The 26,353-nt window shown below is 59.5% G+C and carries 22 protein-coding genes; all 22 read right to left on the reverse strand.

Annotated features, from left to right (window positions below; translation table 11 throughout):
• Positions 1–135: 135 nt before the first annotated feature.
• Entirely contained in the window at positions 136–1,164 is a 1,029-nt protein-coding gene (locus tag DWV32_RS08375) for an ABC transporter ATP-binding protein (protein ID WP_117564866.1), read from the reverse strand.
• On the reverse strand, positions 1,165–2,256 hold the full coding sequence (locus tag DWV32_RS08380) for an ABC transporter ATP-binding protein (RefSeq protein WP_117564867.1): 1,092 nt from the start codon (positions 2,254–2,256) through the stop codon (positions 1,165–1,167).
• A gap of 2 nt (positions 2,257–2,258) precedes the next feature.
• Positions 2,259–3,194 carry an ABC transporter permease gene (locus tag DWV32_RS08385; protein WP_117584279.1) on the reverse strand — a complete coding sequence of 312 codons (936 nt, stop codon included), beginning with the start codon at positions 3,192–3,194 and terminating at the stop codon, positions 2,259–2,261.
• 14 nt (positions 3,195–3,208) lie between these two features.
• Entirely contained in the window at positions 3,209–4,246 is a 1,038-nt protein-coding gene (locus DWV32_RS08390; RefSeq protein WP_117757875.1) for an ABC transporter permease, read from the reverse strand.
• Positions 4,247–4,402: 156 nt separating this feature from the next.
• Positions 4,403–6,079: an ABC transporter substrate-binding protein gene (locus DWV32_RS08395; protein WP_117757876.1), complete on the reverse strand. Its 1,677-nt coding sequence runs from the start codon at positions 6,077–6,079 to the stop codon at positions 4,403–4,405.
• A gap of 290 nt (positions 6,080–6,369) precedes the next feature.
• The gene (gene secG / locus DWV32_RS08400) at positions 6,370–6,624 is read right to left on the reverse strand and encodes a preprotein translocase subunit SecG (RefSeq protein WP_006236144.1); all 255 of its coding nucleotides are present in this window, start codon (positions 6,622–6,624) and stop codon (positions 6,370–6,372) included.
• A gap of 164 nt (positions 6,625–6,788) precedes the next feature.
• Positions 6,789–8,342 (reverse strand): 2,3-bisphosphoglycerate-independent phosphoglycerate mutase, encoded by a 1,554-nt coding sequence (gpmI, locus tag DWV32_RS08405; protein ID WP_117757877.1) that lies wholly within the window; start codon positions 8,340–8,342, stop codon positions 6,789–6,791.
• 5 nt (positions 8,343–8,347) lie between these two features.
• Entirely contained in the window at positions 8,348–9,115 is a 768-nt protein-coding gene (gene tpiA, locus DWV32_RS08410) for a triose-phosphate isomerase (protein ID WP_089572945.1), read from the reverse strand.
• The gene (gene pgk / locus DWV32_RS08415) at positions 9,108–10,298 is read right to left on the reverse strand and encodes a phosphoglycerate kinase (protein ID WP_117564871.1); all 1,191 of its coding nucleotides are present in this window, start codon (positions 10,296–10,298) and stop codon (positions 9,108–9,110) included. Before pgk ends, tpiA begins: the two co-directional genes overlap by 8 nt.
• A gap of 140 nt (positions 10,299–10,438) precedes the next feature.
• Positions 10,439–11,464 (reverse strand): type I glyceraldehyde-3-phosphate dehydrogenase, encoded by a 1,026-nt coding sequence (gene gap, locus DWV32_RS08420; RefSeq protein WP_022094880.1) that lies wholly within the window; start codon positions 11,462–11,464, stop codon positions 10,439–10,441.
• Between the two features lie 193 nt (positions 11,465–11,657).
• A complete protein-coding gene (gene whiA / locus DWV32_RS08425; protein WP_117564872.1) occupies positions 11,658–12,587 on the reverse strand; it encodes a DNA-binding protein WhiA in 930 nt (309 codons plus the stop codon).
• Between the two features lie 6 nt (positions 12,588–12,593).
• Positions 12,594–13,514 (reverse strand): RNase adapter RapZ, encoded by a 921-nt coding sequence (gene rapZ / locus DWV32_RS08430; RefSeq protein ID WP_022094878.1) that lies wholly within the window; start codon positions 13,512–13,514, stop codon positions 12,594–12,596.
• 101 nt (positions 13,515–13,615) lie between these two features.
• Complete coding sequence (locus DWV32_RS08435) at positions 13,616–14,302, reverse strand: N-acetylmannosamine-6-phosphate 2-epimerase (RefSeq protein ID WP_022094877.1); 687 nt, start codon at positions 14,300–14,302, stop codon at positions 13,616–13,618.
• Between the two features lie 140 nt (positions 14,303–14,442).
• The gene (locus DWV32_RS08440) at positions 14,443–15,408 is read right to left on the reverse strand and encodes an ROK family protein (RefSeq protein WP_117757878.1); all 966 of its coding nucleotides are present in this window, start codon (positions 15,406–15,408) and stop codon (positions 14,443–14,445) included.
• Between the two features lie 171 nt (positions 15,409–15,579).
• A complete protein-coding gene (locus DWV32_RS08445; protein ID WP_089573615.1) occupies positions 15,580–16,500 on the reverse strand; it encodes a dihydrodipicolinate synthase family protein in 921 nt (306 codons plus the stop codon).
• Positions 16,501–16,568: 68 nt separating this feature from the next.
• On the reverse strand, positions 16,569–17,420 hold the full coding sequence (locus tag DWV32_RS08450) for an acetylxylan esterase (protein ID WP_117757879.1): 852 nt from the start codon (positions 17,418–17,420) through the stop codon (positions 16,569–16,571).
• Positions 17,413–18,390, reverse strand: a complete 978-nt coding sequence (locus DWV32_RS08455) for an acetylxylan esterase (RefSeq protein ID WP_089573613.1) — start codon at positions 18,388–18,390, stop codon at positions 17,413–17,415. Before DWV32_RS08455 ends, DWV32_RS08450 begins: the two co-directional genes overlap by 8 nt.
• Positions 18,391–18,470: 80 nt before the next feature.
• Positions 18,471–19,298 carry an ABC transporter ATP-binding protein gene (locus DWV32_RS08460; RefSeq protein WP_089573612.1) on the reverse strand — a complete coding sequence of 276 codons (828 nt, stop codon included), beginning with the start codon at positions 19,296–19,298 and terminating at the stop codon, positions 18,471–18,473.
• Positions 19,299–21,314 (reverse strand): dipeptide/oligopeptide/nickel ABC transporter permease/ATP-binding protein, encoded by a 2,016-nt coding sequence (locus DWV32_RS08465; protein ID WP_035138893.1) that lies wholly within the window; start codon positions 21,312–21,314, stop codon positions 19,299–19,301.
• A gap of 3 nt (positions 21,315–21,317) precedes the next feature.
• A complete protein-coding gene (locus tag DWV32_RS08470) occupies positions 21,318–22,274 on the reverse strand; it encodes an ABC transporter permease (protein ID WP_055251823.1) in 957 nt (318 codons plus the stop codon).
• Between the two features lie 157 nt (positions 22,275–22,431).
• Complete coding sequence (locus tag DWV32_RS08475) at positions 22,432–24,045, reverse strand: ABC transporter substrate-binding protein (protein WP_117655648.1); 1,614 nt, start codon at positions 24,043–24,045, stop codon at positions 22,432–22,434.
• Positions 24,046–24,410: 365 nt separating this feature from the next.
• Complete coding sequence (uvrC, locus tag DWV32_RS08480) at positions 24,411–26,351, reverse strand: excinuclease ABC subunit UvrC (protein WP_311774759.1); 1,941 nt, start codon at positions 26,349–26,351, stop codon at positions 24,411–24,413.
• Between the last annotated feature and the right edge of the window lie 2 nt (positions 26,352–26,353).

Below are 26,353 nucleotides of genomic sequence, written 5' to 3' on the forward strand. Positions count from 1 at the left end.
ACTTAGTTTTCAGAACATTCCGCAGACCAGGAAACCCCCTTATCCGCAGCTCCGAAGGAGCAGGATAAGGGGGTTTCCATGGTCGAGGACGTTCTGAAAACTAAGTCCAGCACGGGCCCGAACGATAACAACCGGCTACAGGTCGATGTGCGATTCCTTGATCGGGAACGGCTCCGCGAAGTGGCAGGCGCAGCAGTGGCCCGGGGCAACTTCCTTAAACTCAGGAAGCTTCTCGGAGCAGATGCCCTGCGCGATCGGGCAGCGCGTGTGGAAACGGCAGCCGGTCGGCGGATCCAGCGGCGACGGCGGATCGCCGGCGAGGATGATGCGCTTGCGGGTCTTCTGAATATCCGGATCGGGAACCGGCACGGCAGATAGCAGCGACTGCGTGTACGGATGGTGAGGCTCGCTATAGAGCGTCTTCCAGTCCGAAACCTCGACCATCTTACCCAGATACATAACGGCAACGCGATCGGAGATGTGCTGCACGACGGACAGGTCGTGGGCAATGAAGAGATAGGCCGTACCGAACTTGTCCTGAAGTTCCTTGAGCAGGTTCAGAACCTGGGCCTGAATGGAAACATCCAGAGCGGAAACGGGCTCGTCGCAGATGATCAGCTTGGGCTTCAGAGCGAACGCACGGGCGATGCCGACACGCTGACGCTGACCGCCCGAGAACTCGTGCGGATAGCGGTTGATGTGCTCGGGGTTGAGGCCGACGACGTCCAGCAGCTCACGGACACGCTCAATGCGCTCCTCCTTGGTGCCCACGCCATGAATAGTCATGGGCTCGGAGACGATCTCGCCGATGGTCATACGAGGATTGAGCGAAGCATAGGGGTCCTGGAAGATGAACTGCATCTCACGACGCATGTCCTTGATCTCATGCTTGCTCATCTCGGCAACGTCTTTGCCCTGGAAGAACACCTTACCTGCCGTCGGCTTGGTCAGGCGCATGATGGTGCGGCCCGTGGTGGACTTACCGCAACCAGACTCGCCGACCAGGCCAAAGGTCTCGCCCGGATAAATCTCGAACGAAATGTCATTCACAGCAGAGACGACGCGCTTGGAAAAACGCTTGGCGAACATGCCGGACTCTGCGGGGAACTCCTTAGAAAGATGCTCGACCTTCAGCAGCGGAGTGCGCTCGTTATTGTCTGTCATTTACGCCTCGCCTCCCTTCTTGGAATCCTTGCGCGTGCGGGACGTCTCAGGGGCGTTCTTGAGGAACTCGGGGTCACCGGAATAATGGCACGCAGAATAGTGGCCGGACTCGGTGACAACGCGCTCGGGGCGCTGCTTGCGGCACTTGTCCGTCGCATAGGGGCAGCGAGGAGAGAAGACGCACCCCTCGGGCAGATTCATGAGCGAAGGCGGGTTGCCGTGAATCGGCGTCAGCGGCTTCTTCTCATCGATGGCCTGCTCCGGGATGGAGCGAATAAGACCCCAGGTGTAGGGATGGCGGCTCTCGTAGAAGATTTCCTCAGCAGTACCGAACTCGACGGGACGGCCGGCGTACATAACCATAATCTTATCGGCCATATCGGCGACGACGCCCAGGTCATGGGTAATCATAATAATGGCGTTGCCGTTCTTCTCCTGCATCTCCTGCATGAGCTCGATAATCTGAGCCTGAATGGTAACATCCAGAGCCGTCGTGGGCTCGTCGGCAATCAGGATATCGGGATCGCAGGCAAGAGCCATGGCGATCATGACGCGCTGACGCATACCGCCGGAGAACTGGTGCGGATACTCATTGACGCGCTTCTCGGGCTCGGGGATACCCACGAGGTCCAAAAGCTCGGTGGCGCGCTTGAGCGCCTCCTGCTTGGAGTAGCCACGGTGCAGACGAAGGCCCTCGCCCACCTGCTTGCCGATCTTATAGACCGGGTTCAAGGAGGTCATAGGATCCTGGAAGATCATCGCGATATCGTTACCGCGAATGTGCTGCATCTCTTCCTCGGTCATCTCGAGGATAGAACGACCGCGATAGCGAACGTCGCCGCCCTCAATCTTTCCCGGAGGCATCGAGATAAGACCCATGATGGTCATGGCGGTCACGGACTTACCGGAGCCGGACTCACCGACGACACCGAGGGTCTCGCCACGATCGAGCGTGTAGGAGACACCGTCGACAGCGCGAACGACGCCATCTTCGGTGTGGAAATACATCTTAAGGTCATCGACCTCGAGCAGATGCTGGCCCTCGGGAACCGGCTGGTCCTTCAGGTCCACATAGTTCTTGTTCTTCTTCATCCTTATGCGTCCTTCATCTTGACGTCGAGGGCGTCGCGCAAACCGTCACCCAGCAGGGTGAAGGCGAGCACCGTCGAGAGAATTGCCAGACCGGGCATGATCATCATCCAGGGAGCAGTCAGAAGATACTGCTGACCGTCCTGAATCATGGAGCCCCACGAAGGCGTAGGCGGAATAACGCCCATGCCGAGGAAGGACAGAGCGGACTCGGTCAGAATAGCGCCGCCGATGTTCATGGTCGCGTAGACCACGATGGAAGCAACGGAGTTCGGGAAGATATGGCGCATAACGATACGGGCATCGGATGCACCCATGGCACGGGCGGCGTCAACATAGTCGTTCTCTTTGACCGTGAGGATCGCGGATCTAAAGACGCGCGCAATCGAAGGCCAGCCGAGAATACCGATGGCGATAAAGACGTTCTGAAGGCCACGGCCGATAACGGCGATCATGGCGACGACGAACAGCACGTACGGGAACGCCAGGAAGATGTCCGCGCAGCGCATGATAATCGTATCCCAGATGCCGCCATAGAAACCGGCAAGGGCGCCCATGACCAGACCGATCACCGTGGAGATGGCGGTGGCCATAATACCGACGGAAAGCGAAACACGTGCACCGTAGATAACACGAACGAGAATGTCGCGGCCAAGGGCGTCGGTGCCAAACGGGTGCTCGGCACACGGAGCCAGCAGCGACGTCTCGGCCATGGTGGTCGAGTCGGAAGCCGTCGGCGAACCGAGCCAGGGCTTAGCCCACAGATCTGCGGTCAGGGCAACCAAAACGACGACGATGATCCAGCAGACACCGATAACGGCGAGCTTGTTCTTGCGAAGACGCTTAAAAGCGTCGCCCCACAGCGTGCGGGACTTGGCGGGAGCAGATGCGGCCTTGGTGGCGGTAGCCTGCTCCTGAGACTGAGAATCAGTTTCCTGCATGAGACGTACCTCCCTTAGGCCTTATCCGACGGACCGCCAAGGCGGATGCGCGGGTCGAGGAATGCATAGCTAATGTCGACGAGCAGGTTGATCACCATGACGACGACGACGACGAGCGTAACGCCGCCCATAACGATGGGCCAGTCACGCATGCTGATGGCGCGATAGACCTCATAGCCGATACCGGGCCAGTTAAAGACCGTTTCGGTCAGGATGGCACCCGAAAGCATGCCGCCAAAGTCGACACCAATATAGGTAACGACGGGGATGAGTGCATTCTTAAGCGCATGCTTGATGATGATCGCGCGATTGGAGAGACCCTTGGCCTTTGCCGTACGGATGTAATCTTGGTTCATGACGTCAAGCAGCTGCGAACGCATAATGCGGGCAGCATAAGCGGTCGAAACCGAAGCCAGCGTAATGGTCGGAAGCACATAGTGCATCCAATCCTGATACTGAGAGCTGGAACCGCCGGCACCCGAAATCGGCATGGAGAATGCGCCGCCGGTGAGGTCCTTAAGGATGACGCCGAAGAACAGCTGCAGCAGCATGCCGAGCCAGAAGGCGGGAACGGCAACGAGGATCGACGTGGCCAGCGTTACCAAAATATCCCAGAAGGAATAACGCTTTACCGCCGAAATGATACCCGCACCGATACCCATGATCGCCTCGAGCACGATGGCGCACGCGGCGAGTTTGACCGTATACGGATACTTCTGGGCAAAGATTTCCGTAACCGGCAGCTTGCGCTGGTACGAATTACCCAGATCGCCATGAAGCAGACCGTTCATGTAATACAGATAACGGTCTACAAGCGACGTCTGAACGGGATCGCCGTTCTCGTCAAGGATCGCGTTACCGTCCTCGTCCGTCTGGACCAGGTGATAGCGTACGCGAAGCTGAAGCTCTACCTCGGGGGACAGAGCCTTGTCTCCACCGATCAGCTTGATCGGATCTCCCGGCACGATATTCTGGAGGGCGAACAGAATCAGCGTGACGCCCAAAAACACCGGGATGAACTGAAGCACACGTTTAACGATGTACTTACCCATACCACTCCCCTATCTAGGGATTAACCTAAATGGGATGCCGATCGCCAGACCGGCATCCCAAAATTACCATCAGCCAGTTTACCCCAGGTTAGGGGGAACTGTATGTTTCCCATGAGGTCTACGTAAATACTTGACCCTCACGGAAGCTGCAAACTCTTAGGCGAGCTCAGCGGTACCCAGATCGGCGTGCTTCTGCGGATCAACGTAGAGGTACTTGACGCGGTCGGAGCCAGCGATGGTGTGCGTGTAGAACATCACCGGGATGACCGGGCAGTCGGCGGCGACCATGGCGTCGGCCTCCTGCATCTTGGCGATACGCTCGTCGTCGTCAACCGTGGCACGGGCCTCGTCAACCTTGGCGTCAAAGTCGGGGTTGCTGTAACCGGAGCGGTTGTCGCCACCCAGGGAGTCGGAGTGGAACAGCGGATACAGGAAGTTGTCCATGATCGGGTAATCGGCGATCCAGCCCAGACGGCCGAACTGATAGTTGAAGTTCTGATACTGCTCGAGCAGGGCAGACCACTCAGGGGTATCGGAGACGGCGGTGACGCCCACCTTGGCGAGGTCGCCGATGATGGACTCCATGATCTCCTTGTGGCCGCCGTCCTGGTTGTAGGACAGGGTCACATTGATGCCACGATCGCCGTTAGCGCCAGCGGGAGCGACCTTGTCGAGGTACTCGTTAGCCTTGTCGACGTCGTAGGCGCAGAACTCCCATGCGCCCTCCTTGTAGCCGGCGATTCCCGGAGGAACGATGCCGTCAGCGGGGGTACGGGTGCCCTTGAAGATGGTCTTGCAGATGGCCTCACGGTTGATAGCCAGGGAGATGCCCCTACGCAGGTCAGCGTTGTTGAACGGCTCGGCCGTGGTGTTGCACGTCAGATAGTACGTGGAAGGCTCGGAACCGAGCAGCATGCGCGCACCATCACTCATGGTGTAGCCATCCTTGGACTCGCCGCGGTCCTTCTTGGCGGCGTCGATCTGAGCAACGGGAACGTCGCAGACATCGAGGTTACCGGCCTGGAACTCCTTGTAAGCGGTCTCCACGTCCTTGATGACCTGGAAGTGGATGGCGTCGATCTTGGCCTTGTCGCCATAATAATCGTCGAACTTCTTGAGGTTGATCTCCTGACCATCCTCCCACTTACCGTCCATCATGAACGGGCCGTTGCCGACCGGGGCAAGATAGAAGCTCTTGACATCGGTCTCGGCGCACTCGGGAACCGGGGACAGAGCCGGGTGAGAGGCGACGAAGGGGAAGTCGGCGTAAGCGGAAGACAGCTTAACGACGAGGGTCTCATCGTCGGGGCAAGTAACACCGCTGAGCTCGGTAGCGTTACCGGCAAGTAGATCGTCATAGCCCTCGACCATGGAAAGGTGATAGGAGACCTCGGAAGGACCATACTCGGTAGCGATGGCCGACTTGGTGTTGACCAGGCGCTCCCAACCGAGCTTGAAGGACTTGGAGGTAACGTCGTCACCGTTATGGAACTTGGCCTTCTTGATCTTGAAGGTGAACTCGGTGGCGTCGTCGTTAGCCTCAAAGGACTCGCAAGCCAGCGGAACGATCTCGCCCTTCTCGTTATCGTACTCCGTCAGAGCGTCGAAGAGCTGGTACTCGACCTGAGTGCCCTGATCCTCCTGGACGTTGTAGGGGTCGATGCAGACCGGGTTGTTGATGTAGAAGTTCAGCGTCGAACCGGACTCAGAACCGGAAGCGTCGCCGCCCTTCTTGCCGCATGCGGCAAGAAAAGCCATGGAGCTCGCAGCGAGGGTGCCGCCAACAAAGGCGCGACGACCCATAACGGGCTGGTGGAACATAGAATCAGCCATGCCATCCTCCTTATGAGATAGGACAAAGTGAATTCGGCCGGGCAACGTCGAGACAGCCCAATCGAACCATTCAAACGCGGTCCGCTGTTATGGCTGGTTATGCAATGCGGGCCAACGTTTTGCAATACAGTAGCGCATTTTATGCACAATTTGGCGCTGATTCCGGTTAACGGTCGAGAATTTCTTTAGTTGGGCGAAGTATGTGGGGATATTTTGGCTCTGTTACAAGTCTGTAAACAAAAAGGGCCCCGCACATGTGGGACCCCTTACAAACGTATATACGCCGATGCTTAGTAGCCGACGATGCCCTGCGGGAAGAAAAACATGCACAGAACGACACACACGGCAAAAACGACGGCCATAATTACCGTCAGGCGATCGAGGTTCTGCTCCATGACGCCCGTGGCAGAGCTGGAGTTATACAGCGAGCTAGCGATCATATCCGAAACGCCGGTGCCCTTACCGGAATGCATCAGAACGAGAATCGTCAGCGCCACGGCAGAAACAGCCCAAACGACAAACAGAAGAATCTGGAACGGACCCATAGATAAGCTCCTTAATAGAACAATTAAAACTCCAGTACTGTACCACAACCCCCAACACTCCCCCACCTGCCATTTAGGGACGGGTTAGAAATGGCAGAAATACCAAAAAGGGGGTCGTCCGGTTGTGGACAACCCCCTTACTAGAAAACGGTATTTGTTTTCTATTAGGCCTCGGTGGCGAGCACGCGACCCGTCATCTCGGCGGAAGGCTCAATACCAGCCATGGTGAGCATTGTCGGAGCGATATCGGAAAGACGGCCGTCCTCGATACCGGTGAGCTTGGCCTTATCATCAACGATGATGAACGGCACGCGGTTGGTGGTGTGAGCCGTAAACGGATGCTTGGAACCGTCGGAAGCAACGTCAAACATGTGGTCGGCGTTGCCATGGTCGGCGGTAATCAGCGCAAAGCCGCCCTTAGCGAGAATCGCCGGGACAACCTTGGACAGAGCATCGTCAACAGCCTCGACGGCCTTAACGGCGGCGTCGAAGACACCGGTGTGACCAACCATGTCGCAGTTCGCGAAGTTCACGATGTAGAAATCAGCGCGATCCTCGTTGATTGCGGCGACGAGCTTCTCAGTAACCTCGGGAGCGCTCATCTCGGGCTGCAGATCGTAGGTAGCGACCTTGGGGGAAGCGACGAGCACGCGCTCCTCGCCCTCCTTGGGCCCCTCGATGCCACCGTTGAGGAAGAACGTCACGTGAGCGTACTTCTCGGTCTCGGCGGTGTGCAGCTGCTTCAAGCCATTGGCTGCGATGACGTCGGCCAGAACGTTCTCGGGGAACGTCTTGGGGAAGGCGACCTCGACGTCAAACGTCGGATCGTACTCGGTCATCGTCACAAAGTGCGAGAGCTTGATCTGCTCGCGCTCAAAGCCGTCGAACTCCTTGTCCGTGAACACGCGGGTCATCTGACGGGCGCGGTCGGGACGGAAGTTGAAGAAGATGGCCGCGTCACCCTCGTGGATGCCCTCGTTGTGGGCAGCGAAGGGCTCGACGAACTCGTCGCCGCGCGGGTCCTTCTCGTAGTAGGCCTTGATACCGGCCACGGGATCGGTATCGGCATCGGATGCATTGACCATGACGTCGTAGGCGCGCTGGATGCGCTCCCAACGGTTGTCGCGGTCCATGGCCCAATAGCGGCCCGAAACGGTGGCGACGCGAGCGTCGCAACCGGTCTCCTCGGAAATCTTAGCCAGGAAGGCGCAGAACTCGCTCATGTAGCCGGCACCGGACTGCGGGTCGACATCGCGACCATCCATAAAGGCGTGGACGCGAACGGTCTTGACGCCATGCTGGGCAGCCATCTTGACCAGGGCCTCGACATGGTTCATGTGAGAATGAACGCCGCCAGGGCTCATAAGGCCCATGAGGTGCAGGGTCTTGCCCTCGGCCTTGACATCGTCCATAGCCTTAACGAAGACCTCGTTCTTGGCGATGGAGCCGTCCTTGATAGCGTTATTGATGCGCGAAAGCTCCTGGAACACGATGCGGCCGGCACCGATGTTGAGGTGGCCTACCTCGGAGTTGCCCATCTGACCGTCGGGAAGGCCCACGTCCTCGCCCGAAGCGCCGAGCGTGGTGTGGGGATACTGAGCGTACAGGCTATCAAGGAAGGGCGTCTTGGCAGCGGCGACGGCGTTCTCGCCATCAGCCGGAGCAAGGCCGCAGCCATCCATGATGATCAGGAGTGCAGGAAGATGACGCTGTGCCATATGTCCTACTCGCCTGCCTTGACGACCATAGAGGCGAAGTCGGCAGCCTTGAGCGAAGCGCCGCCCACGAGGGCGCCGTCAACGTCGGGCTTGGCGACGAGCTCGGCAATGTTGCCGGGCTTAGCGGAACCACCGTACAGGACGCGGATGCCGTCGGCGAGCTCCTCGCCAAACATCTCCTTGAGGGTCTCACGGATAGCGCCGCAGACCTCCTGGGCGTCCTCAGCGGTAGCGGTCTTTCCGGTGCCGATGGCCCAGATGGGCTCGTAGGCGACGACGACCTGCTTGGGGCAGGTGATCTCAAGACCAGCAAGGCCAGCCTTGACCTGGTTCACGACGTGCTCGACATAGGTACCAGCCTCGCGGACCTCGAGGGACTCGCCGCAGCAGAAGACGGGAACAAGACCGGCGGCAACGAGGGCCTTGGCCTTCTTGTTCTGGTCCTCGTCGGTCTCGTGGAAGTAGTCGCGACGCTCGGAGTGGCCGATGATGCAGTAGGTGCAGCCAGCGGACTTGAGCATGTCGCAAGAGGACTCACCGGTGAAGGCACCCTTGGCCTCCCAGTACACGTTCTGTGCACCGAGGGCGATGGGGGCAGCCTGAATGCGGTCATGAACCGTGGTGATGTCAATGGTCGGAGGGCAGACGAGCACCTCGACGCCAGCCGGAACCTCGGGCAGAGCCTGAGCCAGCTCGTCGGCGAGCTTGGCGGCCTCAGCGACGTCGTTGTTCATCTTCCAGTTACCAGCGATAAGAAGGGTGCGATTAGGCATCGAGAAGCGCCTCCACTCCGGGCAGGGCCTTACCCTCGACGAGCTCCATGGAAGCGCCACCACCGGTGGAGATCCAGCTCATCTTGTCGGCCAGGTTGAACTTGTTGACAGCCGCGACAGAGTCGCCACCGCCGATGATCGAGGTGCAGTCGGCCTCGGCGACGGCCTCGGCGATAGCCTGGGTGCCGTGAGCGAAGTTGTCGAACTCGAAGACACCCATGGGGCCGTTCCAGAACACGGTCTTGGCACCCTTGACGGCCTCGGCGTAAAGTTCCTCGGTCTTGGGGCCGATGTCCATGCCCTCACGATCGTCGGGGATAGCGTCGGAAGCGACAACCTCGGGGACAGCGTCCTCGCCAAAGTGATCGGCAACGCGGTTGTCGATGGGGAGCAGGATCTTGACGCCCTTCTCCTCGGCCTTCTTGAGCATCTCGCCAGCGCGCTCGACCCAGTCCTCTTCCTTGAGGGACTGACCGACGGTCAGGCCCTGAGCCAGGAAGAAGGTGTAGGCCATGCCGCCACCGATGATCAGGGTATCAGCGGAGTCGATGAGGTGATCGAGAACGCCGATCTTGGAGGAAACCTTGGAACCGCCGACGATAGCGACGAAGGGGCGCTCGGGCTCGGCGAAGATGCCGGTCAGCGTGTCGACCTCCTTCTCGAGCAGGAAGCCGGCGACGGCAGGCAGGTAAGCGGCGGGACCCACGACGGAACCCTGGGCGCGGTGAGCGGTACCGAAAGCATCGAGAACGAAGACGTCACCATAGGAAGCGAGCTTCTTGGCGATCTCGGGATCGTTCTTCTTCTCACGCTTGTCAAAACGGACGTTCTCGAGAACGAGGACCTTGCCCGGCTCGACGGCGGCAACAGCCTCAGCAGCCTTCTCGCCGTAGGTGTCGGCGACAAAGGCAACATCGAGACCAGAGAGCTCAGCGAGCTTCTTGGCGACAGGCTCAAGGGAGAGCTCGGGCTGGAAGCCGGTGCCATCGGGACGGCCGAGGTGGCTCATGAGGATGACGCGAGCGTTGTGCTCAACGAGGTAGTTGATGGTGGGCAGGGCAGCCTTGATGCGGGTGGTATCGCCAACGACGCCATCCTTGATAGGCACGTTAAAGTCAACGCGGACGAGAACGCGCTTGCCGTCGACATCGATGTCGCGGACGGTCTTCTTGGTAAAGGCCATGTTTGCTTCTACCTTTCGTACGTGTCTGCCTCCCATTACGGCAGACGATTTCCTATAAAAAGGGCGCGACCCTAGGGTGTAAGCCCTATAAGGCCGCGCCCTTCTTTAGACGCTCAACGAGCTATTCGCTAAAAGCTAAATTAAGCAACGAACTTCTCGAAGTACTTGATGGTGCGGACCATCTGAGAGGTGTAGGAGTTCTCGTTGTCGTACCAAGAGGTGACCTGAACGAGGGTCTGGCCGTTGCCGAGGTCAGAGCACATGGTCTGAGTGGCGTCGAAGATGGAGCCGTGGGTCTCGCCGATGATGTCGGTGGAGACGATGTCGTCCTCGTTGTAACCGAATGTCTCGGAGATGGTGGCAGCGTAAGCCTTCATAGCAGCGTTGACCTCGTCGACGGTGACCTTCTTGTCAACGACAGCGTAGAGGTTGGTGATGGAGCCGGTCGGCGTCGGGACGCGCTGGGCGGCACCGATGAGCTTACCGTTGAGCTCGGGGAGAACCAGGCCGATAGCCTTGGCAGCACCGGTGGTGTTGGGGACGATGTTAACGGCGCAGGCACGGCTACGACGCTTGTTGCCCTTGCGCTGCGGGCCGTCGAGCGGCATCTGGTCGCCAGTCCAGGCGTGAATGGTAGTCATGATGCCGGACACGATGGGAGCGAAGTCGTTAAGACCCTTGGCCATCGGGGCGAGGCAGTTGGTGGTGCAGGAAGCAGCGGAGATGATGTTGTCCTCAGCGGTCAGCGTCTCATGGTTGACGTTGTACACGATGGTGGGCAGATCGCTGCCGGCCGGAGCGGAGATGACGACCTTCTTGGCGCCAGCGTTGATGTGAGCCTGAGCCTTAGCCTTGCTGGTGTAGAAGCCGGTGCACTCGAGAACGACGTCGACGTCGAGGTCGCCCCAAGGCAGGTTGTTGGCGTCGGCCTCCTTGTAGATCTTAATCTCCTTGCCGTCAACGGTGATGGAATCCTCGCCAGCAACGACCTCGTGATCGCGAGCATAGTTGCCCTGCGTGGAGTCGTACTTCAGCAGGTAAGCGAGCATATCGGGAGAGGTGAGGTCGTTGATAGCGACGATCTCGGAGCCCTCATGACCGAACATCTGACGGAAGGCCAGACGACCGATGCGACCGAAGCCGTTAATAGCAACCTTTACTGCCATTGTGTCTCCTTTCGTAAGGCCCCCGCAAGCTACAGCGCCCGCCGTTGAGGCCCACAAACTAACCACTCGCCTAATATACCTTTTTTTTGACTTGAATTTCACGAGAATAGTCGAAATTGAAAATCAAATTTACGTTAAAACGTTTTAAAGAATAAAATAGCAGCTAAATCCGTATATAAGTCGATACTATAAACTACCTGTTTGCTTCAATGAGCTTTTCAAGCCTCAAAACTCGATGGTAGAGGGCCGACTTCGACAAGGGAGGGTCAGCCATCTCCCCTAAATCACGCAGCGACAGATCGGGATAGCGCTCGCGCAGGTCGCAAAAGACCGCCAAGGCATCCGGAAGCGCATCGCGAAGGCCGCGCTGCTCGAGCTCATCGATAAGCGCAAGCTGATGCTGGGCAGCACCGGCGCTTCTGGTCTGGTTGGCGAGCTCGGCGTTCACGCGACGGTTCACATCGTTCTTAACCAACTTGACCGCGCGCGCCTCCTCAATCTCGGCAACGCTGCGCTTGGCACCAATCAGCTTTAATAGATGCTCGATTTCCTCGGCGCTCTTAATGTACACGGCATATGACCCCCGCCGCGCATTAACACGAGCATGGACCCCAATCTGCCCCAACAGGTCGCAAAGTCCCCGGGCATACTGCTCGCCCTGCACCGCGATCTCCAAATGGAAATCGCCGCGTGGATCGGCCACGAAGCCGCCCGCGATGAGCGCGCCGCGGATGTAGGCAAGCCTGCAGCAGGGACGGGCAACGATGTGTCGGGGAACACCAGCGACGAGCCCTCCTCTGCGGTCTAGAATGCCCAGCAGCACCAGAGCCTTGTCCAAGTCGGGTTGATCGGGCAGGGTAATGAGATAGTTACGGACCTTATGCAAGACCGATTTACGAACGGTGAATTCCGTTTTGAGCTTAAGGATGCGATGCGTCAGCGTGATCATCGTGCGCGCGACGGCTCCCGTCTCGGTCGCGACCGTCAAACGATACCGCCCGGAGCCGGCCAACGAAAGCGTACCGCTCACACGCGTCAGGGCGGCAAGCGTCGACAAATCGCAGTATTCACATTCGGGTTCGCAGCGCGCAAGCTCGTCGCGCACCTCAGCGGTAAACGACATGCAGGCCTATGCCTTCGTGTTGGCGCGCGACAGGTCGCGGTGGGAGATGCTCACGTGATACTGGGCGCCTTCCAGGTAACGGGCCGTGGCCTCGGCAATGGCGACGCTACGGTGCTGTCCGCCCGTGCAGCCGATGGCGATAGAAAGCTGCGGCTTACCCTCCGCGATATAGCCCGGCATCACCGTATCGAGCAGCTGTGTCCAAGCCTTCCAAAACTCCTGCGTCTTGGGGTGGTCCAGAACAAAATCGGAGACCTTTTTATCGAGACCGGTCATCGTGCGCATCTCGGGATCGTAAAACGGATTGGGCAGGAAGCGGACGTCGATCATAATGTCCGCCTCGACGGGCATGCCGTGCTTAAAGCCAAACGAGAACACATGGACGTCCATGAGCTGTTGGTCGGACAGCTCGGAAAATGCCATACGTAGCTTGTTGCGCAGCGCAGAGGTGCGCAGACGACTCGTGTCGATAATCATATCGGCTCGATCGCGCACGCCCTGCAGCTGAAGGCGCTCGCGCTGAATGGCATCGGCCGTAGTCTCCCCCGGCTTGGCAATGGGATGACGGCGGCGATTTTCGCTGTAGCGACGAATCAGCACCTCGTCAGAAGCCTCCAGGAACACGATGTCGCAGCTCATCTCGCGCTCTTCGAGCGCGGCGACCGCATCGAGCAGCTCATCGAACAAGCCCTGGCTACGCAAATCGCAGGTGACGGCGAGATGCCTGCCCACGCCCGTATTAATGCCGACGAGCTCGGCAAGCTGGGCGATCAGACGCGGAGGCAGGTTATCGATGCAAAAATAGCCCATGTCCTCGAACACGTGCATGGCCTGCGTGCGGCCCGATCCGGACATTCCGGTGATGATGACGATATCGGGGATGCGCTCCGAGCGCTCCGCCGCATCCATGGCATCTCCCTTTTGCATGTGCTGCCTCCCGAAAACAAGCGCGGGACCCAGCAACCCGGATCCCGCGCGGTCAATTGCCTTTATTGAGTATACCGCCCCGAGCGGATACGAGGCCTGTCTTACGCCTCAAGCGCAGCCTTGAACCAACTTGTAATACTCGTGGGGTGCGTGATGGCGGTGCCGACGACAACGGCCCAGGCGCCAGCATCGATCGCGGCGCGAGCCTCCTCGGGCGTATGCACGCGACCCTCGCAAATGATGGGAAGGCCGGGGAATTCCTCGGTCGCCTGACGCAGGAGCGGCAGGTCGGGGCCATCGGCCATGGTGCAGTCGATGGCGGCGACACCGTGAGAGAGCGTGGTAGATACCAGGTCGAAGCCCATATCAACCGCACGGCGAATGTCCTCGATGGTGGCACAATCCGCCATCAGGAGCACACCCTCCTCGTGCAGCGGACGGAAGGTATCCTCGACCGTCTTGCCATCGGGGCGCGGACGATCGGTGGCGTCGATCGCCACGATATCGGCACCAGCAGCAACGCAGGCGCGGGCGTGACGCAGCGTCGGCGTGATGTAAACGCCCTCGTGTCCATCCTTCCATAGGCCAATAACAGGAACCTCACAGCGACCCTTAATGGCGGCAATGTCGGCAAGGCCCTGGCAGCGAATGGCGGCGGCGCCGCCGAGTTCGCAAGCGCGAGACATTTGAGCCATGGTCTCGGGCGTACGAAGCGGCTCGCCCATATACGCCTGAACGCTCACGACGAGCTTACCCTTCAGGGATTGAATCAAAGGATCAACGGTCATGTGCGACTCAACCTTTCTCAAAACAGCCTTCTGAGACACCGCACCTTGACGTTCAAACCGTCGCTCGCGTACCGAAGTACGCTTCGCTCCTCTTTCGCGTCAATCTGCGGCACCTCAGAAGGCGCACTTGGTAGTTATGTTTACTTCAACGACGCAAGAAGGTGTTCGGCGGCACCGATGAGCGGAGCATCGCCCTCCAGAGACCCGATGAGAATCGGCGTGTCCTGGAGCGGATCGAGCGCCTGGCTGGCATAGCCCTCGTGCACCGAATCCTTCCACGTCTGCGAACGCCAATCGGGACCCTGATGAATTACGCCGCCCGAAAGCACGATGACCTCAGGGTCCAGGATGTTAGCGAGCGAGCCCAAGCTGGCACCCAACGCAAAGCCGGCATCATGGATGACCTCGGTCGCCTTTGCGTCGCCAGCACGACACAGGTCGTTCACGTCGCGACCGACCGAAGGACGGCTGGGGTCAACTCGACCGAAGCGTTCGTCGTACATACGGCCAATCGAGGTGCCCGAAGCAACAGACTCAAGATGGCCGGAACGCCCGCAGGCGCAGGGAATGCCGGCGGCAGCCGAGCACTCGATGTGGCCCATATGACCGGCAGCACCATGGAAGCCCTGCATCACGCGGCCGTTCTCGACATATGCGCCACCGATGCCCGTACCGATTCCCAGGCACAAGACGGAGAACTTGCCCTTGCCGACGCCCCAGTGGGCCTCGCCCAGAGCATGAGCCTGCACGTCGCCCACAACGGCAACGGGAAGACCAAGGTCCTCGCGCAGACGCGGCCCCAACTGAACGCCGGACCAGCCGGGCATGATCTCATTGGCATAAGCAATGGTGCCCGTCTTGGGATCGACGACGCCTGCGGCACCGATACCGACACCGAGAACCTCGACATCGGGATTCGCCTCAAGAGCGGCCTTGATAGACGCCTCGATACGCTGGAAGACGGCCTCGCCGCCCTCCTGGGCCTCGGTAGGAACCTCGGCCTCAAAAACGGGATGGGGCACACTACCGTCAGCCGGGTACTCCATGATGGCAGTCGCAATTTTAGTTCCGCCGATATCGACAGAGCAGACGTACTTGTTCTCCATGTCGCTCTCCTTCGGAGATAAAAACAACTACAGGAAATGCGCCGTCAGGCTAGCCGTCACAGCGCAGTAAAGGTTTTCCAGGTGTCCGAGATCGCCGAGAAACCGTGTGGCCATTGACCTAATGGGTCATGGCCACACGGTTGAACGGCGAGGTCGGGTGCCTGGGAAGCTTTACAGGAGACCGTTGTCCTGAAGGACCTTCCTAATCGCCTCGACGTTCTCGCCGGTCATGGCCTTCACCGGGCGCGGCATGGTCGGGCTGTCGAAGATGCCCATGAGGTTCATAGCGGTCTTGAAGGCGCCGACGCCACCGGCATAGCCCTGGACGCCCGAGGTGACGTCCCAGATGTGCGAAATCTCATTGAGGCGATCCTGCTCGGCCTTGACGGTAGCCCAGTCGCCGGCCTGAGCGGCCTTCCACTGGCGCACGTAGCCCTCGGGCTCAACGTTGGCAAGGCCCGGGACAGAACCGTCGGCGCCACCGAGGTAAGCGCCGTCGACAACAACCTCGTGACCGGTGAGGATGCTCATCGGATGGCCGTTCTTCTCGTTCTCCTGAACGAGATAGCGGAACGAGATGTCATCACCCGAGGAATCCTTGACGCCAGCAAGGACGCCCTCGGCGCCGAGCTTGGCAAGGAGCTTCCAGGGGAGCTTGGTGTGAACGCAGACGGGAATGTCATAGGCAAAGATGGGCAGGTCGAGCTCCTCGTGCAGGATGCGGAAGTGCTCCTCGACCTCGGTCATGCCCTGCAGGGCATAGAACGGGCAGGTGGCGACAAGCGCATCGGCGCCCAGCTCCTGAGCGACCTTACCGTGCTCGATCATGCGCTCGGTCTCGGTATCGATGATGCCGACCAGGACGGGCACGCGGTGGTCGACGATACGAACGGCCTCGGCGATGATCTGGCGACGACGCTCATCGGTGGAGAAAACGACCTCGCCCGAAGAGCCCAGGAAGAACAGGCCATCGACGCCGGCATCGATCATGCGGTTGATGCTGCGCTCAAAGGAGGCAACGTCGAGCTGGTGGTCTTCGGTATCGGGAACAACGACGGGAGGGATAACGCCGGTGAATTTCTGAGTTGCCACAAGAATCTCCTTAGTTGTCTGGCGGGCGGCCCTATGCCACCCACTCTTGTTGGCAGTGTCCAGGCCGTCTAGGCCAAAGAACACGGGTAGAACGTTTGGTTAAAAAAGTCGATGACTTCGTTTTCGAACGCGTTGATGCGCTCATGAGCGTATTTGGCATAGATGATATGCCTCCGGTCACACTCAAGACCGTTGAATACGGCAAACTGGCCCTTGGGATCACTCACGGCATCCATGAGCGATGTGCCCATGAGCACCGATCCACGCACCCGAGACGACAACGCCTCGAGGCCACCGGGAATTGGATTGGCAACCGCCGTGCAGGCGAGGCCCCGCTCGTCCAGAGCAGAAATCGCCAGCGCGACTCCGCCGCCAAGGCCCTCGCCCCATGCAAAGATGCGGTCGGGGTCCACGCCATCAAGATTGCGCGCCACCTTCGCCATCGCGCAACCCCAACGGACGCGCTTGACAAAAGCAGGAGAGGCAATCCCCTGCTGCAGCTCGCTGGATCCAATCGCCTCATCGTCCAGCGCAAGCACGGCATATCCCATGGCCGCAAACCTCGTCATGTGATGCCATCCCCGCACGGGTCGGTCGATGTCGTGAAACATCAGACATAGCGGCACAAGCTCGGATGCTCGGGCGCGACCGGCAGGCTCGATCAAACGTGCGTGGACCACATCGCCACCAAGCTCAAAGGAAACCTCGGAGTAGCGGGCATACGGATTGGCGAAATCGATCGCCGTAATACTCGGCCCGCAAACCTCAAGGTCCGAAGCGGCTATCTCTAATTCGGAAACATCCGCAGAAGCATCACCGCGCCAATCCCGGAAATCAGCGAGCCTTGACGAGACCGTTCCGGGAATCCCCACAAGGTCGGAGACAATCAGCTCATTGACATTGCTCTCGCACTTAGACATGAGCCTCCCCTCCCTTGCAGAAAAACGGAATGATCAGATCGTCAAAATCCTGAATCTCCTCGTGGCCAAAGCCTTCAAAGAACTCATGACGCTTTTCACAGGTCAGGTTGTTATAGACCGCAAACTGCGTCGCTGGAGGACAGACGGTATCGGCTGTGCCGGTGCCAAACAGCACGGGGCATTTGACCATAGGGGCAAAGTTCTTGGAATCGAAGTACGCCAGCTTGGCATAGGCTTCGTCGATACGAGTCGAGTCCTCGTCAAACCAGCGAGACCAATAGCGCAGGCCCTCGTAGGCAATGTCGTCGGCATCCAAATCCCAGACCAGGCGGAAATCCGACAGGAAGGGATAGAGGATGGCGGCGCGATTGATAAGCTCGCTGTTAAGTGCACAGGTCGCAATGCCCAAACCGCCGCCCTGCGACGCGCCGTTCACAAACACACGGGCAAGATTGATGCCCTCGAGCTCGCGAACGATGCGACACAGGATGCGAATATCTTGGTGCAAGCGGACATAGTAGAGGTTGGCCGGGTCGCCGTCGATACCGGCGACGATATGGCCCGCGACCGTTGTGCCCTCAAATCCACCAATGTCCTCGGAGGGACCTCCTTGACCGGGGCAGTCGAGGGCGATGAGTGCCATGCCCATGCCCGCAAACGACGCCTGCTCAAACCAGCTGCGGCTTGCACCCGGATATCCATGGAACTGAAGTACCAATGGCACGGGCTCGTCCGAGACGGGTTTAAGGTACTTGGCATGCAGGCGAGCGCCACACATGCCGGTATACCAGAGGTCGAAAAGTTGGCAGGTCACGGCATCGGTGACCGATGCCGTCTCGATCGCATAGTCAAGCCCGACGGCGTCGGCCTCGGCCATGCGGTCCTTCCAAAAGAGATCGAAATCTGATGGACGGGGCATGGCGCCCCGATACCCACCAAATTGCTGTTGTAGCTCCTGAGCACTTGGCATGGCTCGTGAACCCAACCTTTCGAAATCGCAACGGAGGTGCGCCCGGCAAGGGAACCGGGCGCACGGGAGGGAAAGCGAGGCTACTCGCCGAGCTTGGGATGCAGCAGCGACGGCGCAGCACCGAGCAGCATCTTGGTGTAGGGGTCCTGAGGGTGCTGGAAGACCTGCTTGGCCTCGCCCTGCTCGACGATCTTGCCGCCATTCATAACGATGATGTCGTCAGAGATATAGCGGACCGTCTGGATGTCATGGCTGATGAACACCATGGCCAGGCCGAGCTCCTTCTTAAGGTCGGTCAGCAGGTTCAGAATCTGCGCGCGGACCGAAACGTCCAGAGCCGAGGTGGGCTCGTCGGCGATGATGGCATCGGGGTTCAACGACAGGGCACGGGCAATTGCGACGCGCTGGCGCTGGCCGCCCGAAAGCTGGCCGGGAAGAACCTCGGCGGCGGAGCTGGGCAGACCGGTGAGCTCCAGGAGCTCCTTGACGCGCTTCTCCTGCTCGGCCTCGGTACCCAGGTTGTGGACGCGCATGGGGTCGAGCAGTTGCTCGCGAACGACCATGCGGGGGTTGAGTGCCGTGGCCGGGTTCTGGAACACGACCGAGATGACGCGACCCATGTGGCGACGGTCCTCGGCGGTACGTTTGGTAACGTCCTTGCCCTTAAAGTAGACCTTGCCGCTCGTGGGGGCCTGCAGGCCGCACATGACGTTGGCGGTGGTGGACTTACCGCAACCGGACTCGCCGACGATGCCGATCGTCTGACCGGGCATGAGCCTAATCGTTACACCCTGGACGGCGTGAACCAGGTTAGGGTGCAGAATCGAGCCGGTACGGGTCCTAAAGGTGACGTGGACGTCATCAAGGAAGATGATCGGCTCGACGCCGTTGACTGCGGTCTCGCTCATCTACATCACCTCCGCGTGAGGGGTCAAACCATTTGCCTTGAGCACCTCGTCGGGGAGCTCGGAATAGAAGTGCTCGGTGCCGGGCACGCGCTTGAAGACCGGACGGGTGTCCAGGCCAATGCGCGGATGGCTCGAGCGGGGCGCGAAGCGATCGCCCTTGGGGAAATCGCGCGGGCTCGGAACGGCGCCGGGTACCTGGTGCAGGCGGCCCGAACCGCTCTCGATGGACAGAACGGAGCCCAGAAGACCGCGGGTGTACTCGTGGATCGGGTTAGTGAGCAGCTCCTTGGTGGGCGCCTGCTCGATAACCTGACCGGCGTACATAACCGTGATGTTATGGGCGACCTCGGCGACCAGCGCCAAGTCATGCGAGACGAAGATCATGGCAAAGCCGAGCTTGGCCTGAAGGTCGTTGAGCAGCTTGATGACCTGCTTCTGGACGGTAACGTCCAGAGCGGTCGTGGGCTCGTCGCAGATGACCAGCTTGGGGTCGCGGGTAAGGGCCATAGCGATCAGGACACGCTGACGCTGGCCACCGGAAAGCTCATGCGGGTAGCTCTCGAGCGTACGCTTGGGGTCGAGGCCCACGAGCTCCAGGAGTTCCTCGGCGCTGCGGGTGCCGCCGCGCTTGGTGAGCTGCTTCATCTGGGCAGAGATGAGCATGGAGGGGTTGAGCGAGGACAGGGCGTCCTGATAGACCATAGCGATATCGGTACCGCGCAGGCCGAACCACTCCTTCTTGCTCATCTTGAGCAGGTCGCGGCCCTCCCAGAGGACCTCGCCGGAAAGATGTTCGTCATCGTCGGTCAGGCCCATGATGGCCAGCGTGGTGATGGACTTACCGCAACCGGACTCGCCCACCAGGCCCATGGTCTGGCCGGGACGGACGTCAAAGTTGACATGGTCGACGACGTTGATATCACCGTGATGCTCAAACTGAATGCAGAAATCGCGGACCGAAAGGATCGGCTCAACAGACTCGTCGGGCACATGGCGATCGTCACGCTTGAGCTCGACATCGCGCAGGGCGCCAAGGCGAGCGGAGAGGGACTGGGCCTGCTCCTTGTAGGCGCGAACGGGGTCGGAGACCAGCAGGTCGGCCTCGCGACGCTTGGAGGAATCGGTCGGATCCAGGGCGGCGGAGGGAGCAGCGGCCATGGCGTCGGTAATGCCCTCGGAGAGGATGTTGAGCGCCAGGCAGGTGATCATGATGGCCAGGCCCGGGAACAGCGCCTGCCACCAACGGCCGGCGAGCACGCCGCCGCGGGCGTCGGCGAGGATGTTGCCCCAGGTAGCGGTGGGCTCCTGGATACCAGCGCCGATGAAGGTCAGCGAGGCCTCGAAGATGATGGCGTCGGCGACCAGGGTAACGGTGAAGACCATGATCGGGGCGATGCAGTTACGCAGAACATGCTTGATCAAAATCCACGGAGCCTTGGCGCCGGAAACGATGACCGCGCGGACATAGTCCTCGCCGTACTCGGACACGATGTTGGCGCGCACGATACGGGCAATCTGCGGAGTGTACATAAAGCCGATGGCGAAGATGATCGACGGCACGGAGTTGCCCAGGATGGAGACGAAGACGGCCGCGAGGGCGATGCCCGGGATGGACATGATGATGTCCAGGATACGCATGATCGTCTCGGAAACGGCCTTGCGCGAAACCGCCGCAAGGGCGCCCACGACCGAGCCGCAGACCAGAGCCATGGCAGTGGCGCCAAAGCCGATAATCAGCGAGTAACGACCACCGTAGAGCATGCGCGACAGAATGTCGCGACCCTTATCGTCGGTACCGAAGATAAATCCGTTGCCGGGAGCCTGGCGAGCCGTAAAAATCTCGACCGGGCTATAGGGGGCAAGAAGGGGCGCCAGAATCGCAGTCAGGGCGACCAGCACCAACACGACGGCGGCAATCTTAGAAGACAGCGTCATCTTCTTCCAGCCACCGAGCTTGAGCCCCTTGGAGGCAGCCTTCTCGAGCTGCTCGGTTTGCTTCTCTCGAATCTTTACCATAATCTACACCGTCCTGATGCGCGGGTTGATGAGCAGGTAGAGCATGTCAACCACGATGTTGATGATGATGAAGGCAAGAGCAACGACGATAACGACGCCCTGAACCAGGTTCGCCTCGTTGCCCTGAACGCCCTGCAGAATCGCGGTGCCCATGCCGGGGAGGTTGAAGATAACCTCGATGACGACGGCGCCGCCCATGAGGTAACCGATCTTAAGACCGAGGGTGGTGACCGGGGTGATCAGCGCATTGCGAAGAACGTTGATGCCGACGACGACCTTCTCGGGAACGCCGGCGCCGCGAGCCATACGGACATAATCCTTATCGAGCTCCTCGACCATGGCGGTACGCACGATACGAGTCATCTGGCCCGTCAGCGGAAATGCCAAGGCGATAGCGGGCATGATCATACGTCCCAGATAGCCAGCCGGATTCGTGGTGAAGTGAGGCAGAGCACCCGATGCCGGAAGCACCTTAAGGTAGGAAGAGAACAGCAGGATCAACAGAACGGCAAGCCAGAACGACGGGGTTGCCAAGCCGGCGATGGAAAAGACGCGGATCACTTGGTCCGGCCATTTGTCGCGATACAGTGCCGCGATGACGCCGAGTAAAAACGAAACGACCGCACCGATGGCAAGGCCGATGAAGGTCAGCTGCATCGTGACGGGCAGGGCCGTGGAGATGCGCTTGGCAACGGAGTTGCGAGCAGCACCATAGGTGCCCATGTCGCCATGGATCAAATCGCCCATATAGCGCACGTAGCGCACAGGCCAGGGGTCGTCCAGACCATACTTCTCATGGTACTCGGCAACCGCCTCGGGCGAGGCACCGTCACCCAACGCCGTGTAGGCGGGGTCGGTCTTGGAGAACGACATAAGGAAGAACACCAGGACGGTGACGCCCAATGCCATGATCGGCAGCGCCACAAGACGCCTTCCAATCAAACGTAGCAAGTTGTTCACGTTCTCTCCCCTTTCTTTTGTCGGTAGGACCAACTGGTATATGAGTACGGATACTCATTACAAGACCCGAGCGACATCGAGGTCGCCCGGGTCTTTGTTTCAACTATGAGGATACGGTCCCAACGACCGACATCCTGCATACAGACTCAAGCGAGTCTTACGCCTTGACGGTCGCAACGCCCCTGAAGGACATGCTCGTCGTGCCGATGCCCTTGAAGCCATCGAGGGCCTCGCCGTTGGGCGCAGTGGACGGATCGTCCCAGGAAGCGGAGACGGTCTTGACGTGGACAACGGGGTACAGAACGGCGTTGTCGGCAATGATGTCGAAGCACTCGTTCCACTTCTTCTGCTGCTCATCGCCCTCAGCGGCAAGAGCCTCGTCCATGAGACCGTGGAGCTTCTGCCACTCAGCGGACTCCTTCCACGGGCAACGGGTCTGCATCCAGACGTTGTCGCCGTACCACCAGTTGAGCAGCAGGTCGGGATCGGCGCCGAAGCAGGAAGGATCGCCAGGGGCAAGGAGGATATCGTAGGCCTCGCCGCCGTCGATGGCAGCGTAGGTGGCCGGCGAGGTATCGGTCTGGATGGTCACATCGAAGCCGAGAGCGTCGAGGTCATTCTTGACCTGGGCGGCCATGCCCTTAATCTGCTCGTTGTCGGTGGTGCGCAGGGTAATGGCACCCGGGGTGATGCCAGACTCCTCGATGAGCTTCTTAGCCTTCTTGGCGTCGGTCTTGTACACCGTGGAAGCCTCATGATAGTTGGTGAAGCTCTTGGGCAGGTAGCAGCTGGCAGCGGTGGCAAGGCCGGCGAAGGTGTTGCTGACCATCTTCTCGGTGTCGAGCGCATACATGACAGCCTGACGGACCTTGACGTTGTTCCAAGGCTCCTTGGCGACGTTGAACATGATGAAGCGGGTGCCGAAACCCTGAACGTTATCGATCTTGCAGCCGGCGCTCTCGAGCTGGTCGACGGCGTCAGCGGTAACGAGCTCCATAACGAGCGTGGAGCCCTCCTGCTGAGCGGTAACGCGAGCGGTGGGGTCGGTCAGGATGCTGTACTGGATCTTCTTATCCTCGGCAGCATACTCACCGTTGTACTCGGGGTTGGGAACCAGGGTGATCTCGGTATCGGAGATAGAGTCGTACATCCAGGGGCCGGAGCCGATCGGCTGCTTGGCGCGATCCTCCTCGGTCTGGGTGGCCGGGGTAACGCGGACGATGGCCAGACGATCCTTGAGCAGGGAGAAGTTGGGGACCTTGGTCTTGACCGTCACGGTGCTGGCGTCCTTGGCCTCGATGGACTCGAAGGGCTGGAAGAACGGAGCATAGGTAGCGGAAGCGGCGCAAGCGGTGTAGGAGGCAACGACATCGTCAGCGGTGACCTCGGTGCCATCGGAGAACTTGGCGCCCTTGCGGATGGTGACCTCGAAAGTGGTGTCGTCCACAGACTTGGGATCGTCGGTGGCGAGCTCTTTGAAGGTGCTGTAGTCGTGGTAATCGATGCCGTAGAGGCCCTCGACGACGTGCCAGTTAGCACCCAGGCCCACAGCGGAGCCGGTGCTGGCGGGATCGAAGCTGGACGGAGCGTAAGCGGAACCAGCGGTGATCACGCCGCCGCCACGGTTGGCGGAATCGGTGGAACCGGAAGCGGAACCCTCGTCGCTAGAGCTGCCACCGCAGCCGGTGAGACCAAGCCCTGCGACAGCAGCGACGCTGCCGGTGAGGCCGAGGAACGAACGCCTGGACATACCCTTGTTGATGATGGCCATGTCTTCTCCTATCAATAGAGAATCTTACCCGGGAGCGCCTAGACGTGCCCCCGCGCAACTTGCGGACGATATATACCTTACCTACCGACGAACCCAACTGAGGTGCCGCGCTCGGCGACCGATACATACATACGCTTGAACGGTATTTGCTACCGTTCACCGAATTCATTGACAAACGATTCGCCAGACAGTATGTATCGACGAGGTGAGATATCAGTCTTCGTCAACCCGCAGGATAGCAGGGTTGTTCACCATGGCTAGTCAAACGTTTTAGCGTTAATTAAACCCGAAATCGGCTGGTAATCGCCGTGAAATAAATGATTGAAAATCACGCAATCATGTATATCAGTTGTTTAGAGGCGTGTTTAGTTTTCGGATTGCTTTGCCGCCGCCTCGGCGCGCTCGGCATTCCATGCAACGAGCGCCTCGTGAACCGCTTTGGCGACATCGGCAGGAATGCCTCGAACTTCCGCGATCTCTTGCTCGCTCGCCGCGCGCAAACGCTTCATCGAGCCAAAATGGCGCATAAGGGCACGTTTTCTGGTGGGTCCCACGCCTGGAACGTCATCGAGTACCGAAACCGTCATGGCTTTATCGCGCAATTCGCGATGGAACGTGATGGCAAAACGGTGCGATTCATCGCGCACCTGTTTAATTAGATAGAGCGACGCGGACCCGGTCGGCAGCACGACGGGAGTCTCGTCCCAAGGCACGAAAACCTCCTCATCGGCCTTTGCCAAGCCACAAACTGGTATATCGAGCCCAAGAGCCTCAAGTTGCTTGATCGCAGCGGTCAATTGCGGCTTACCGCCATCGACAACGAGCAAATCGGGGCGCGAGCCAAAGCGCTCGTCGGCCATGCGCTCGGGAGCATAACGTCGTCCCAAAACCTCGGACATCGACACGAAGTCGTTTGCCTCGTCCAATTCGGCCTGAATTTTAAAACGACGATACTGACTCTTGTCGGCGCGCCCGTTGGTAAACACCACCATCGAGGCGACCGTAAAGGTGCCATGCAGTGTAGAGATATCGAAGCACTCGATACGCAACGGCGGCGATGGCAGCGCCAACGCACTTTCGAGCTCCAGGAGCGCTTGATTGGTGCGGTCGTCAGCGTACCCCGTTCGCATCATGTAGCGCATGAGGGCATGGCGCGCATTTTTGGATGCCATATCGAGCAGACGGTGCTTTTCGCCACGCTGCGGCCTATGGAGATGGCAGGAACGCTCACGCTTGCCCGCAAGCCACTCCCCCAGCGCTTCCGCATCCTCAAGCTCGACGGAAAGGTTGACCTCAGCTGGAATATCAGCCGTCTCGTCGTAATAGCGCTTAAGAAAGCCCGACTGGAGCTCTTCCTCGTCAACATCAAGACCCTTGTCGAGAATGAACTCGCAGGTGCGAACTGTTCGGCCCTCGCGAACGACGAAGACGCAAGCGGCGGAGATGGTCTCCTCGCGATAGAAACCGATGACATCTATATCGACACTGGAGGGAAAAACGACTTGCTGACGATCGTCCAGACCCCTGATGACCTCCAAACGACGTTTGACGCGTGCCGCGCGCTCAAAGTCGAGCGCCTCAGCGGCATCCGTCATCTCGGAGGTCAGCTCATCGACGACATCCTTGCGATGGCCCGACAAAAAGCGCTCGACACGCTTGACGTTCTTGGCATAGTCTGCCGGGGAAATCACGCCGACACACGCACCCGGGCCGCGCCCGACATGGTAGTCAAAGCAGGGGCGCCCGTTTTGCGCGCAAATCATATTGACGATGTCTTCCTCGCCCTTGTGGGACTCGACGATACGGCGACAACGACGCCACTCCGCACAGGATGCGGAGCAGATGGGGATAACCTTGCGCAGCGTATCTATCGTCTCACGTGCCGCGCGGCTATCGGTATAAGGTCCAAAATAGCGCGTTCCCGGCTTATGACGCTCACGCGTGTATTTGATAGCGGGATACAGGTCGCCCTTTGTAATGGCGATAAAGGGGTAGCTCTTGTCATCCTTGAGGTCGACGTTAAAGTACGGATGGTACTGACCAATCAAATTGCGCTCGAGCACCAACGCCTCGTGCTCGGTCTCCACCACGATATAGTCAAAGCTCGCCACCAGCTGCATCATCAGCGGGATCTTCTGGCGCTCGTCCTGCAGCGTCACGTACTGACGCATACGGGCGCGCAGGTTTTTCGCCTTACCCACGTAGATGACATCGCCCTTGGCGTCTTTCCAAAGGTAGCAGCCGGGCTGCGTGGGAACGCGCGAAACCTGCTCGGCAAGCGTTGGAATGTTGTCGTGACCGGCCACGC

This window comes from Collinsella sp. AF04-24, assembly GCF_003465685.1.
Classification (GTDB): domain Bacteria; phylum Actinomycetota; class Coriobacteriia; order Coriobacteriales; family Coriobacteriaceae; genus Collinsella; species Collinsella aerofaciens_AP.

Coding starts and splice junctions, on each gene's coding strand:
- DWV32_RS08455 (WP_089573613.1), bottom strand. CDS start 18,390: ATGCCAAGTGCTCAGGAGCTACAACAGCAATTTGGTGGGTATCGGGGC.
- DWV32_RS08395 (WP_117757876.1), bottom strand. CDS start 6,079: ATGGCTGATTCTATGTTCCACCAGCCCGTTATGGGTCGTCGCGCCTTT.
- DWV32_RS08390 (WP_117757875.1), bottom strand. CDS start 4,246: ATGGGTAAGTACATCGTTAAACGTGTGCTTCAGTTCATCCCGGTGTTT.
- DWV32_RS08465 (WP_035138893.1), bottom strand. CDS start 21,314: ATGGTAAAGATTCGAGAGAAGCAAACCGAGCAGCTCGAGAAGGCTGCC.
- pgk (WP_117564871.1), bottom strand. CDS start 10,298: ATGGCCTTTACCAAGAAGACCGTCCGCGACATCGATGTCGACGGCAAG.
- DWV32_RS08440 (WP_117757878.1), bottom strand. CDS start 15,408: ATGGAGAACAAGTACGTCTGCTCTGTCGATATCGGCGGAACTAAAATT.
- DWV32_RS08380 (WP_117564867.1), bottom strand. CDS start 2,256: ATGAAGAAGAACAAGAACTATGTGGACCTGAAGGACCAGCCGGTTCCC.
- DWV32_RS08450 (WP_117757879.1), bottom strand. CDS start 17,420: ATGTCTAAGTGCGAGAGCAATGTCAATGAGCTGATTGTCTCCGACCTT.
- DWV32_RS08460 (WP_089573612.1), bottom strand. CDS start 19,298: ATGAGCGAGACCGCAGTCAACGGCGTCGAGCCGATCATCTTCCTTGAT.
- DWV32_RS08375 (WP_117564866.1), bottom strand. CDS start 1,164: ATGACAGACAATAACGAGCGCACTCCGCTGCTGAAGGTCGAGCATCTT.
- gpmI (WP_117757877.1), bottom strand. CDS start 8,342: ATGGCACAGCGTCATCTTCCTGCACTCCTGATCATCATGGATGGCTGC.
- tpiA (WP_089572945.1), bottom strand. CDS start 9,115: ATGCCTAATCGCACCCTTCTTATCGCTGGTAACTGGAAGATGAACAAC.
- DWV32_RS08435 (WP_022094877.1), bottom strand. CDS start 14,302: ATGACCGTTGATCCTTTGATTCAATCCCTGAAGGGTAAGCTCGTCGTG.
- DWV32_RS08385 (WP_117584279.1), bottom strand. CDS start 3,194: ATGCAGGAAACTGATTCTCAGTCTCAGGAGCAGGCTACCGCCACCAAG.
- DWV32_RS08475 (WP_117655648.1), bottom strand. CDS start 24,045: ATGGCCATCATCAACAAGGGTATGTCCAGGCGTTCGTTCCTCGGCCTC.
- whiA (WP_117564872.1), bottom strand. CDS start 12,587: ATGTCGTTTACCGCTGAGGTGCGCGACGAGCTTGCGCGCTGCGAACCC.
- rapZ (WP_022094878.1), bottom strand. CDS start 13,514: ATGCAAAAGGGAGATGCCATGGATGCGGCGGAGCGCTCGGAGCGCATC.
- secG (WP_006236144.1), bottom strand. CDS start 6,624: ATGGGTCCGTTCCAGATTCTTCTGTTTGTCGTTTGGGCTGTTTCTGCC.
- gap (WP_022094880.1), bottom strand. CDS start 11,464: ATGGCAGTAAAGGTTGCTATTAACGGCTTCGGTCGCATCGGTCGTCTG.